At 38.0% G+C, this 12,555-nt stretch carries 8 protein-coding genes; 2 read left to right on the top strand and 6 right to left on the bottom strand.

The genetic code is table 11. From position 1 onward, the window contains the following. Positions 1-248 precede the first annotated feature (248 nt). Positions 249-902 (bottom strand): CoA transferase subunit B, encoded by a 654-nt coding sequence (locus ACMGDK_RS05560; protein WP_306844701.1) that lies wholly within the window; start codon positions 900-902, stop codon positions 249-251. 121 nt (positions 903-1,023) lie between these two features. On the opposite strand from ACMGDK_RS05560, the gene ACMGDK_RS05565 reads away from it, so the two are divergent. Then, entirely contained in the window at positions 1,024-2,829 is a 1,806-nt protein-coding gene (locus ACMGDK_RS05565; RefSeq protein WP_436807017.1) for an ABC transporter ATP-binding protein, read from the top strand. 183 nt (positions 2,830-3,012) lie between these two features. Here ACMGDK_RS05565 and ACMGDK_RS05570 read toward each other — a convergent pair whose 3' ends face one another. Beyond that, positions 3,013-3,714, bottom strand: a complete 702-nt coding sequence (locus tag ACMGDK_RS05570; protein WP_436807018.1) for a CoA transferase subunit A — start codon at positions 3,712-3,714, stop codon at positions 3,013-3,015. Positions 3,715-3,937: 223 nt separating this feature from the next. Continuing rightward, positions 3,938-6,676, bottom strand: a complete 2,739-nt coding sequence (locus tag ACMGDK_RS05575; RefSeq protein ID WP_436807019.1) for a fibronectin type III domain-containing protein — start codon at positions 6,674-6,676, stop codon at positions 3,938-3,940. A gap of 289 nt (positions 6,677-6,965) precedes the next feature. Between ACMGDK_RS05575 and rplS the strand changes: the two genes are divergently transcribed. After that, entirely contained in the window at positions 6,966-7,322 is a 357-nt protein-coding gene (rplS, locus tag ACMGDK_RS05580; protein WP_034704964.1) for a 50S ribosomal protein L19, read from the top strand. Positions 7,323-7,627: 305 nt separating this feature from the next. Here the strand turns inward: rplS and ACMGDK_RS05585 are convergent, their stop codons facing one another. From ACMGDK_RS05585 to ACMGDK_RS05595, 3 genes are all read right to left on the bottom strand, one after another. Then, the gene (locus ACMGDK_RS05585; RefSeq protein WP_436807020.1) at positions 7,628-8,623 is read right to left on the bottom strand and encodes an alpha/beta fold hydrolase; all 996 of its coding nucleotides are present in this window, start codon (positions 8,621-8,623) and stop codon (positions 7,628-7,630) included. Positions 8,624-8,701: 78 nt separating this feature from the next. After that, a complete protein-coding gene (locus ACMGDK_RS05590; protein WP_436807021.1) occupies positions 8,702-9,682 on the bottom strand; it encodes an EamA family transporter in 981 nt (326 codons plus the stop codon). A 125-nt stretch (positions 9,683-9,807) separates the two neighbouring features. Further along, a complete protein-coding gene (locus ACMGDK_RS05595; RefSeq protein ID WP_436807022.1) occupies positions 9,808-12,438 on the bottom strand; it encodes a T9SS-dependent M36 family metallopeptidase in 2,631 nt (876 codons plus the stop codon). Positions 12,439-12,555 lie beyond the last annotated feature (117 nt).

Below are 12,555 nucleotides of genomic sequence, written 5' to 3' on the forward strand. Positions count from 1 at the left end.
GTTCTTCGGTTCAGTTAAAGTGTCGCGCTTCGGACAGTAGAATTTTCTTAACGTTCACAGCATTTATTTTTTTAACGCTCCATTTTCCTATGTCGGTTTAATAGCGTTTCATAAGCCTTTTTGAGAACATTTACAATTCTTTAAATTTAGAGTGATAAGAAAATCTGTGTCATCTGCTCTATCGGTGGGAGAAAATGTCGGTTAAATGCATAAAAAAACCTTGTCGGTAACAAGGCTTTATTTTTTATTTAGAATTGCATTTCAGGGATTTCACCTTCAATGATCAGGTCTGCTTCTGTAGATTTTACAATATGTTCCACTGAAACACCGGGAGCTCTTTCCACCAGTTTGAATCCGGCTGGAGTCACGTCCAGTACAGCCAGTTCGGTCACTACTCTTTTCACACAGTTAACACCTGTGAGCGGAAGACTGCATTTTTTCAGGATTTTGCTTTCTCCTGCTTTGTTCACGTGCATCATGGCAACAATAATATTTTCTGCAGAAGCAACAAGGTCCATTGCTCCACCCATTCCTTTTACCATTTTTCCGGGAATCTTCCAGTTGGCAATATCTCCGTTTTCTGAAACTTCCATCGCGCCAAGGATAGTAAGGTCTACTTTCTGGCCGCGAATCATTCCAAAACTAAAGGCTGAATCAAAAAATGAGCCTCCTGGCAGTATGGTAATAGTCTGTTTTCCGGCATTGATGATATCGGCATCCTCTTCACCTTCGAACGGGAAAGGTCCCATTCCTAGAACTCCGTTTTCACTCTGAAATTCTACGGAAATACCATCCGGAACATAGTTAGCCACCAATGTAGGGATTCCGATTCCCAGGTTTACATAATAACGGTCTTTCAGTTCTTTTGAAATCCTTTTAGCAATTTGTTCTTTTGTAAGCATAATAAAAACTTAGACTGCAATTTAATTCTTTTCACTTGAATACAAAAGGTCTTTGTTATTCAAAATTATTAATACCATAAGTCAAAATAATATCTCTAATTTTGCAACATTATTTATTAAAATGAAAATACTTTTAAGATACCTCAAGCCTTACCAGTGGTTGATTATCCTTTCTTTGCTATTGGCAACCATTAATCAGGTTTTTTCTTTATTTGCTCCGGCCATTACGGGTAATATCCTGGATCAGCTGGTAACGCATCCTAATTTCTTTGATAAGGAAAAACTTTTACCCAGAAATCTGAACCAGTATTTATATGGAGACGGAATTTATCATGGGGTGTTCTATTTTTTAGGTCTGCTCATCGGAACAGCGATGGTAAGCCGCATTGCCAAAGCATTTCAGGATTATGCAGTAAGTGTGATCACTCAAAAGTTCGGTGCAAAAATCTTTACAGACGGTTTAAAACATTCAATGGCCCTGCCTTATCAGGAATTCGAGGATCAGAGAAGTGGTGAAACTTTGTCTATTTTAACAAAAGTAAGGGAAGATACTGTAAAGTTTATCACCAGTTTTATCAATATCTTTTTTGGAATTTTAGTCAGTATTATTTTCGTTTCCGTGTATGCTATCCGTTTGCACTGGTCCATTATGCCTGTTTACATTTGCGGAATTTTCCTGATTGCATTTATCACCAATTTACTGAGCAAAAGAATTAAAAGCATCCAGAAGAATATCGTTTCGGAAACCACTGCTTTAGCCGGAAGTACTACAGAAAGCTTAAGAAATATAGAAATTGTTAAAAGTTTAGGTTTAACGAATCAGGAAGTGATCCGTTTAAACAACAATACATACAAGATTCTTGGACTTGAGCTCAGAAAGGTAAAAAGCATCCGTTCTTTAAGCTTCATCCAGGGAACAATGGTGAATTTTCTCCAGCAGATGATTACCATGACCCTGTTGCTTCTAATCTTTAAGAATATTGTGACTCCCGGACAGTACCTTTCTTTAATGTTTTATGGTTTCTTTATTTTCGGACCGATGCAGGAAATCGGGAACATCATTATTTCTTACCGTGAGGCTGAGGCTTCTCTTTTCAATTTTGATAATTTAATGAAAAAAGAGGTGGAAGAAAAGCCACTCCATCCGAAACAGATCGGGGCTATTGAAGAATTGGAGTTTAAACATGTTTCTTTCAAACACCAGTCTGCTCAGTATAAAGCTTTAAATAATATCTCTTTTGATGTTAAAAATGGAGAAACCATCGCTTTTGTGGGGCCTAGCGGTTCAGGGAAAAGTACATTGGTAAAATTGCTGGTTGGATTATACAGACCTCAGGAAGGAAATATTTTTTACAATAGCATCAACGGAAAAGAATTTGATTTTGATGAGCTGAGAAATCAGATTGGTTTTGTCACTCAGGATACGCAGCTTTTTGCAGGAACCATCAAAGAAAATCTTCTTTTTGTAAATCCTAAAGCTACAGAATCTGAACTGGAAATTGCTTTGCAGAAATCCAGCTGTACAGCATTGCTAGAAAGAGCCGAAAAAGGTATCGAAACCGTTATCGGGGAAGGCGGACTGAAGCTGAGCGGCGGGGAAAAACAAAGAATCGCGATTGCAAGAGCGCTTTTAAGAAAACCTCATTTATTAATCTTTGATGAAGCAACTTCGGCATTGGACAGCATTACGGAAGAAGAAATTACCTCTACCATAAAAGACATTTCAAAAGAAAAGGAACAAATTACGGTTCTTATCGCCCACCGTTTAAGCACGATCATGCATGCTGACAGAATCTATGTATTGGAACGCGGACAAGTGATAGAAATGGGCTCCCACGATAATTTAATTGCCGAAAAAGGATTGTATTATGCTATGTGGCGACAGCAGATCGGGGAAAGAAAAATGCTCATTTCACCGGAAGCATAATATAACTAAAGCGCTGAAAATATTTCCAGCGCTTTGTTTTTATGCTATTTTAATCACAAAAGCTTAAATAGGTTACAACAATAACAGAAGTTTATATAAGATTTTCTAAAAGCTTAATGTACTTTGATGAGCTTCTTAATTAATCTTAAGCGTTAAAAACTTTTGTGATTAAAAATAGAACGTTTATTCTTTTGTTCTGACTGTTCTCTGCTCTATTCTCTTTTCGAATTTTTCACCCTGGAAGATTCTCTGGATCATAATCCCCGGAATATGAATCTCATTAGGATCCAATGTTCCCGGTTCTACCAGTTCTTCTACTTCTGCGATGGTAATTTTTGCGGCACCCGCCATAGGATGGTTGAAATTCCTTGCAGAACCTTTAAAGATCAGGTTTCCGACATGGTCTCCTTTCCAGGCTTTTACGATGGAATAGTCTGCTTTATAAGCGTGTTCAAGAATGTGAGGCTTTCCGTCGAAATCTTTCACTTCTTTACCTTCTGCGATCTCTGTTCCGTAGCCTGCCGGGGTATAAAAAGCTGGAATTCCAGCCTGGGCTGCTCTGCATTTTTCCGCCAAAGTTCCCTGAGGGGTAAGTTCAACTTCCAATTCTCCTGAAAGCATCTGTCTTTCGAACTCTGCATTTTCTCCTACATAGGAAGAGATCATTTTTGTGATCTGTCTTTTGTGAAGGAGCAGGCCTAATCCGAAATCATCCACACCGGCATTGTTTGAAATACAGGTTAAGTCTTTTACATCGCTCTCTACTAAGGCATTTATGGAGTTTTCAGGGATCCCGCACAGACCAAATCCACCCAACATCAAGGTCATTCCATCTTCAATTCCGGTGATGGCTTCTTTCGCATTTTTTACTCTTTTATCTATCATGAAATACTAGATTTTCTGTCCGTTAAATTTAATAAATTTTATCATATATCCTAAAGACGAAATTCATGCTGTTTTCAAGGAAGCAATCAAAAGCAAGGGAAGGAAAAATTTCCGTGATCTCACGGAGAGTTGATGATTTAATATTTCTTTATTACTTTTTTGCAATAATAAAATCGGCGGCTTTTTCAAGCCGCCGATTTTATTATTGTCATATTACTGTTATTTACTGTATCACCAATTTCAAAGTAAATAATTTTCTGGTGTGTACTTTTACAAAGTATACTCCTTTCGGAAGATTTTCATTCACCAGAGAAAAACGTTGGTTGTTGATGTTTTTTGATTCGTACAATAATTGTCCTGATGCTGATACCAGCTCAATTTTCTCAATCGGGTAATCACTCTTAATGAATGTAGGTTCACCCGGTTTCGTTGGGTTCGGGTATATCACTACATTTTTCTCAGTGCTTTTTACCTCGTCGGTTCCCAGTGTTCCGGAGGTTACCTGGAACTGTTTTCTATTTGAGACTTCTGTATAAGAGTCATTCGTAAACATCACCATATAATAGTTACCAGGTGTTGTAGGCAGCGCTGTTCCCTGGATTGTTTTTGTTCCCTGCGTAACCCCATCGAAATAAGTATAAGAAACAAAATTGTCATCCGGCGTCTGAACACTCTGAGGATAAATTCCCAGCCAGTCTTTGATAATTCCCGGAGAATCTGTCCATGAAGCCGTAATATTTTCGCCTAATGTATAAACAGGTTTGTTGATCCATAACTCTGTAACGATGTCTCCTACTTTAAAGAATACCTTATCTCCGATTCCCGTATACCCGTCTTCAAGTAGATACTGAGCGTAATAATATCCTTTCGGAAGACCTGTAAAATTCAATGTTCCTGAAGGTGTTGACACATAGCTCCATTTGATAGAAGTATTAGTTCCCGGTGTCTGTCCCATCTTATAAATCCCGATCCAGTCTTTTACCAGATTCGGTCCGTTGCTGTAATTGATGATCACCGTTCCTCCTACAGGATAAGTATCTGCAGTTGTCTGTAGCTGTACTTTCGGTCCTACGTAAAAGCTTTTTCTGCCTGTGATTTCAGTATAGCCTCCATTGGCAAAGAAGCCTGCGAAATACTGACCTTTATTGGCAAGTCCATTAGGGAAAACAGCTGTTCCTGCCGTTTGTCCGTTCGTATAAAGATAACTTTGAGAAGTTGTAGTTGCCGGCGTCTGCCCTTTTTTATAAATTCCTACCCAATCCTGCTGATTTCCGGGTCCTCCGGTATAAGTGGCTGTAATGGGTTCATTTTGCGTATATTCGGTTTTGTCTAATGTAAAGGTAGGATTGGAAACCACACTTCCGGACACTTCAAACTGCTTTACCTCACTCCATTCGCTCCACTCCAGGTTTCTGTCCCTGTAACGTACCTTTACATAATACATTCCGTTTGAAATAGAGTTCGCAGCCATGGTTGCTTTTGTAATATCAAGTCCAGCGTTTAAGTTTTTTGTTTTATCCGGTGTTCCGTTTCCGTCTTTTCCGAACCAGTTTTCGTAATCACGGTAAAATTCTTTTTCAATCACTGAAAAATTCGATGCCTTACTGATTAAAAATTGCGTGGTATTCAGTAATTCTCCGTTGGATGATGCAAAAGCACTTCCGTTAAGAGTTAAAGGCAGCGTTATCGGAGCGGAAAAAGTATTGGTAATAGATGGTTTCGAAGGTTTTGGCTGGTTTTTATATCTGTGGAAAGTATCTACCAATTCATTTTGCTTCTTGTTGTAGATACCACCAATTGAGTAGCATTCTATATCTACTTTTCCGGTCTGTACATCTACCTCCACGATCTGGTAAGTCCAGTCCGGCAGTGTTTTCTGTACATCATCAAAATCCTGCTCATTAGACATTCCCCAATACTGGTCCCATGCCGTGCCTCCGGAAATGATCTGGTAATTCGGGGTATCTTTCAGCTGGCCTCTGTGATATAAATGATGGTGGGCTCCAACGTGCATTAAATATTTACTGGAAGTCGTCAATAACGGCACTGCATTGTTTCTTACCCATGTGGAAATATCTCCTACATACTGCTCTGCCTGATAAGGCCTGTGGCTTAAAGAAATAATCCAGTCTACCGTAGGATCGCCGTTTGCTTCATTCAAAATCTGGGAAAGCCATGTCTGCTGTGCTGTACCTGTATGTTCAGAACTTAAACTTACAAACAGAACGTTTCCAGCCTGTTGTGCATAATAATTTTCGTTTCCTGATAAAATATTTTTATACTTAATTTCATCAATATAGAAATGGGCATAGTAAGAATTCATTCCAAGGGTTCCGTACGTCTCATGATTTCCTACTGTAGTCTGAATAGGAAGATAAGGGGATAATTTAATGTTCTTTTTAAAATGAACATTTTCATAATGGTCCAGTGTTCCCACATCCACCTGGTCTCCCACCATAAAGGTAAGCGCAATATTATCAGAAGGGTCGGAATTGGCTCCGAATTTCTGCTTTAATTTTTTGAAGGCGTTCAGGGTAAGGGTATCATACCTCGGTTCCGCTTTGATCTGGTTGTCTCCCATGATCAGGAAACGTATTTTCCCGTCTGCAGTGGCAGCCTGTCCTGGCAAAGGAAGCGTTCTGAAGTTATAGACAGATGATTCAGTGGTACCTGTTTTTATTTTATAATAGTATTTGGTGTTCGGCTGCAGTCCGGCGATTTTCGCCGTGTGATAATAATAGTTGTTATTATAGCCTGTATCGGAAAAAATGTTGGTTGTTCCGGTAACCGTCACATTCAGGCTGGTAGGTGAAGTTCCGTAGATCACGGTCGTTTCATTATTGGAGGCCGTTTTCCAGTTGACGATCATCGAATTCGGTGTCGGATTCTGGAGATAAGGAAACAGCGTCTGTCCGAATGCCATCTGGACGGCAAAACAGAGAAAGAAGAAATAATGTTTCATAGATAGTTTACTTTTGTATAGATTTATTTCGATTTATAAATCAGATCATTAAAAAAATAATCTGATTTTTTAATTTCGTGCAAAAGTAGATTTCCCATATAAACTATGCCTGATGGGAACTTAAAGGAACTGTTAACTTTACGACAGATTCCGGATAAAAAAATTATAGTTTTTAGCACATTAATTATTTGGTAGAATCAAAAAGTATTTTGTATCTTTGCGACCTGTTATTCAACCTCTGACGAAGAACGTGTAAGTTGCTTAGCTTTAACATTTTATTTTATTAATAATGGATTTATTAAAGTACGTACAAGACCAGTACATTACTAAAAAAGATTTCCCTGAATTCAAAGCAGGAGACACAATTACTGTGTATTACGAAATTAAAGAAGGACAAAAGACAAGAACTCAGTTCTTCAAAGGTACCGTTATCCAATTGAGAGGTACTGGCGCTACAAAAACATTCACAATCAGAAAAATGAGTGGTGATGTAGGTGTAGAGAGAGTATTCCCTATCAACATGCCTGCACTTCAGAAAATTGAAGTTGATAGAAGAGGTAGAGTTAGAAGATCTAGAATTTATTACTTCAGAGACCTTAGAGGTAAAAAAGCTAGAATCAAGGATGCTGCTTACAAGAAAAAGTAATTCAGACAACAATACATACAAAAAGAGACTATCTATTCAGGTAGTCTCTTTTTTTTGATAAAAAGGCTGGCATTTCAAAAGCCTCAGTCTTTGTTTAGATCTAAAAAAATTATAGTTCAATGAATTCTTTAAAATCTGTTCATAGTCTTTTCTTTGTGTTTAATTATTGCAAGGTTAGACAAAGTTTTTTGAAATAAAAAAAAAATCTTTTTAAGATAAACAAGGGCATTTTATTTAAAAAAGTAAAACAAAAAATATATACTAATTATCAGCTAATTAGGATTTTTTGAAAATACGTATCGGGCTTACTTAATAAAATCATACAAAGCAGTGAAAAATTTTGGATACACTTCTATATGAGGAAGATGACCTACATTTTCAAGTTCAATTAATTTTGAGTCAGCAATTTCCCGTTGTGCCTTTTTCCCCAATTCCTGGTACTGTCCCATTTTAGGCTGTAATTCTTTAGGTGCTCTGTCTTTTCCTATTGCTGTTCTGTCTCTCGTTCCGATAATAAGTAGTGTAGGTATTTTGATATTTTTAAATTCATAGCAAACGGGCTGATTGTAGATCATATCGGAAGTCAGCGCAGCATCCCAGGCTACCTGTGGATAATCTTTATGCAGCGTCCAGCCGGCAATAAGATCTAGCCATGGCTGATATTCATCTTTCCATTTATTATCGTAATAAAATTTTAGCTGGTAAGCTTTGTAGGTTTCGGCAGTATTTTTAAGCTCAGACTGATAGGCCTGATCTATGGTCTGGTAGGCTGCAAAGGTTTTATAATCTTCCAGGCCTATAGGATTTTCCAGGATCAGCTTCTGAATTTTTTCAGGGTAAAGCAACGCGAATCTTACTGCAACCATTCCGCCCATGGAATGTCCCAGCACTATTGTTTTATCAATCTCCAGTTTATCTAATATGGCTTTGGTATTTTCGGCCAGCTGTGAAAAAGAAAACTGGTAATTTTGAGGCTTCGAGGATTTCCCGAATCCTATCTGGTCCGGAATAATCACCCTGAACCCTTTATCTGAAAGATCTTTTGCCGTCTTTTCCCAATAAGCTCCGTTAAAATTCTTTCCATGAAGGAGCATAATCGTTTTTCCATTAGGCCTTTGGGGTTGTACGTCCATATAAGCCATTTTAAGATTATTATTCTGAGACTTTAAGTCTATAAAATGAACCTCGTAAGGATATTGATACTCCATCAGCATCGCATCTAAGGGCTTTATCTGCGAAAACATAAGAACCGGTACTGCAGACAGCATGATAACTGCCACTGCCTTTCTAAAATATTTCATAGGAAACTTATTTGAAGTATTAAAATTAAAAAAACCGCTTCAAAAGAAACGGTTTTTAATACTATTTATGATTATTTTTTAAGCTACTTCTACTACTTTCAGTTCTTTTTTCGCAGGCAGGTTCATCAGAACAATAGCAAAAAGGATAAGGATAATTCCCACCCATTGTACCAGTAAGACTTTTTCACCCAGTAAAACGAAAGCCATGGTCACAGAAACCGGCAGCTCAAGTGATGAAACAATGCTTCCCAGCCCAAGCCCTGCATTCGGAAAACCTATGTTGAATAAGATAGGCGGAATAATAGTTCCAAACAAAGCAAGTACAAATCCATAAGTCCAGAATATTGAATAATTGAATGAGTGGATATGTTCTGTATTTTCTGTGAAATTGAGATATAATGATTTTAACCCGTCAAAATACATAGGCCCAATCTGAGCAAAAAACAGGAATGCGATTACTACTACTGCTCCGCCGCAAAGCATAATAATACTTTTCCTGAATACGGGGAGATGTGTAGCCAGCGTATTGGATGTAAACATAGTCATTGTATAGGAAGCTGCTGCCATTAATCCCCAGAATATTCCGTGCCAGTCGAGCTCAATGTCCATATTAATCAGATTTGTAGCCAGTATAGTACCTACGAGAACGATAATTACGGAAACTACGTTTCTGGCATTGGGCAACTTCTTTGATATGATACTTTCCACGACAACACTGAACCAAACTGACTGCATAAGCAGCACAATTGCTATGGAAACATTAATATACTGAACTGCAATATAATAGAATAAACTTGTACATCCTAAAGATGTTCCTGCAATCATCAGCATTTTCACTTCTTTGGAGCTTGGTGCTGAAAGCTTCTGTTTGGATGTGATGGTCTGTATAAAATTCAGAATCAAAAGCCCGATTAATCCCAACAGAAACTGGGAAGTAGTGACTTCTGAAGTGGTATAACCATCATGATAAGCCATTTTAACAAACGTAGCCAGCATTCCATATATACTGGCCCCAATCCCTACGAATAAAACTCCCTTGAGTATATTTTTCTTCTTCATAATTTTTTTTACAGCCTGCAAAGTTACAATATAATAATTGAAATACAGAAGGCATCAGTTTGATAGATAAATAAAATCGCCGCAAGCTTTGCTTGCGGCGATTCTTATAGTTAATGGTTTAAGTATTATTTCTTAACGATTACTTTGGAAGCTGCTTCGAAACCAAGGCCTTTAACTTTTACCATATAGGTTCCGTTTGCCAGGTTATTTGTAGAAACCGCCTTTTTAGCATCCGGTGAAATCTTATCTTCCGAAGATACCAGTTTTCCTGACATATCATAGATTTCCAGACTTACTTTTCCAATGGTGCTGCTTGGGAAGCTGATGTAAAACTCATCTTTAGCAGGATTTGGATAGATAGAAATTTGATTTTCCTTAGCAGACTTTACCTCTTCGGTACCCAATACTGCACATTCAGCTGGTAAAGCAAAGCTTTCTACCTGATCATTGATATTGTTCTTAAGTCCTGCTGTTGCGCCTACGCCTAAACCTCTTTTTGCAAAAACCTGCCAGATCATACATTTATCCTGTCCCTGAGTAGCCACTTGTTCTGCTGCCAATATCGCATCTCTGCCCTCTATGAAGCTAGGGTTACATGCCTGGAGCTTTAATGCATTCGTAACAAGCTGTAATACTCTTGAGCTTCCGTTCGTTGTATTTGCCAGTACGTCTGAAGAATAGCCATATTTTGCAACATATTTCCAATGAAGATCCCAAAGCATCGTTGCCCAAATAAACCCAATAGAGTGTACATCCGGTACAATATTGCCATTTTGGTTCGTATATTCCATACCATTTGTTCTTCCGTAAGTATAATTGTTGACTAAAAAATCCGGTGAATACTTAGCAGGTCTGATTCCAGAGCCTGTGATTGCCTGCCCACCTACATAAGTCCCCATACCTCTGGCGACACCCGCATTATCACCAGCCTTGTTTGTCAGCATCAATGCAAAGAAATCCGACCATCCTTCTCCCATTTGCTCTTTACTCACGTTTGAATTTAAACACGCATATCCTGTACCTGTCATTCTATTGGAAATTCCATGGCCATATTCGTGAGTTACAATTCCATTATCAAAGCTTCCATCCGGTGTCATGTTCGATTTTAATGTAACGTTTACCGTTGTATTTGCGGAAAGCTGAGTTTTGATATATTCTCCTTCTGAATAAGCAATAAGTACAGATGGAATAGTAATCGTAGCGTCTGTTCCTGACATATTACTTAAAGTAGCACCGTTGGCCTGATTATTATAGATCACAGCTGCGATGGCACCGGCATCCTGAAGATTTTTTGTTTTAATGGCAAAAGCACATGTTCCTCTTTCCACCAAGCCTATATTTCCGGCAAGTGATCCTGCCGGTAAGGCTGTACAACCGTCCAAAACTGGTGACAGCTTAACATTTCCGGTAGTTCCAGTAAAAGTAAGAGGGTTACCAAACTGTGCAGTTCCCGCTCCCGGTGTACGGGAAACAGCAGTACCCGGTGCATTATAAAAAAATACTCTTCCTACAGATGACCAAAGATACATCTGCATTCTGGGATTATAACCATCCTGAGGCGAAGAGAAGTTGGCGTTGTTTGTACCCCCTCCATCCTGGGCTTCCGCATACACTGAGTCGTCGTCTACTCCTCCTTTTCCAAAATTATTCTGCTGAAAGTTTCTGGCAGATTCTGTAAATCCAAACTGATAGAAAACATCATGAATCCTATTGTTCAGATAAAACAGATTAGTAATTGAAGCATTCCTGTTATTTACAGGCAGGTCATTAAGATTGAAAGGGAAATTAAAATTTCTTGTTGCCCCGCCCTCAGCAGGAGTTCCTGGTAAATAATCCGGGGCTATTGTTAAGGCTGTTCCTGCAACGTCTTCATATGCAAAAACATTATTTCCTCTTGTAACCGTATAATGGGTAGTACCGTCGGAATGCCACCCTTCAGGAGAAGCATTCAGTACCCAAGGATTACTGATGATTGATCTTGCTCCAAAAGTAGGTGCTTCTATCGGCATAGGAAATACATTATATGATGCATTATCAGGAGTAAATAAAGGTGCGTTACTTTGTGCTGTATTATTTTGAGGACCCATGAGTGTATTCTCGAAATGATCTGCATGGTTATGATCTGCATCCGAAGCAAACGCTTCAGGGTGGAAATTACATGATAAGGTCAGATTGTTTTTTACCAATATTTTTCCATCATTTGCATCCACTAAAATGTTCCAATAATTTGGAGATTTAGGTTCTGCCAGAGTATATTCATACGCCAGGCGTAAATTACCATTTCCGTCATTTGTATAAACCAATCTCTGATTTGCTGATGTAGCCCGTTTATTACTTTTTTCAAGATATTCCAGAATAGTAAAATCAGCAATGCCAGGATTCTTCAGTTCCTCAGCGATTTTCTGAAGAGCCGTATGTTTATTGATTGCAGCATTGCGTGATGTAGATGCAGTATAATCTTTTACAAAATTATCTGTATAATAGACAATCTTATTATCCTTAATCAGAGCTGTTCCCACAGAACTGTATACCGGAAGGCCATTATAGGTTTGTAAGAACTTCACAACTTCTCCATTCATTGATTTTGAATGATCAACATTATCAATGACGAAATTGGTAAGGTCATTTTTTTTATATTCTCTGATTCTATTTTGAGAAATATAATCTTTAACCAGCTTATCATTATCTTGTGAAAATAAAGCGGAAGGAAATACTACGAATGTAGCAAATAAAAGAGGTAGAGTTATTTTTTTCATTTTTACTAATAAAGCCGCTAATTTACAAATAATTCACAATTAATTTATTTTTTTGAAAATTATTTAATAAATAAATATTATTTCGAAGGAAACAACCATTAATAGTATTTTATCATT

The organism is Chryseobacterium hilariae, assembly GCF_051400735.1.
Taxonomy (GTDB): domain Bacteria; phylum Bacteroidota; class Bacteroidia; order Flavobacteriales; family Weeksellaceae; genus Chryseobacterium.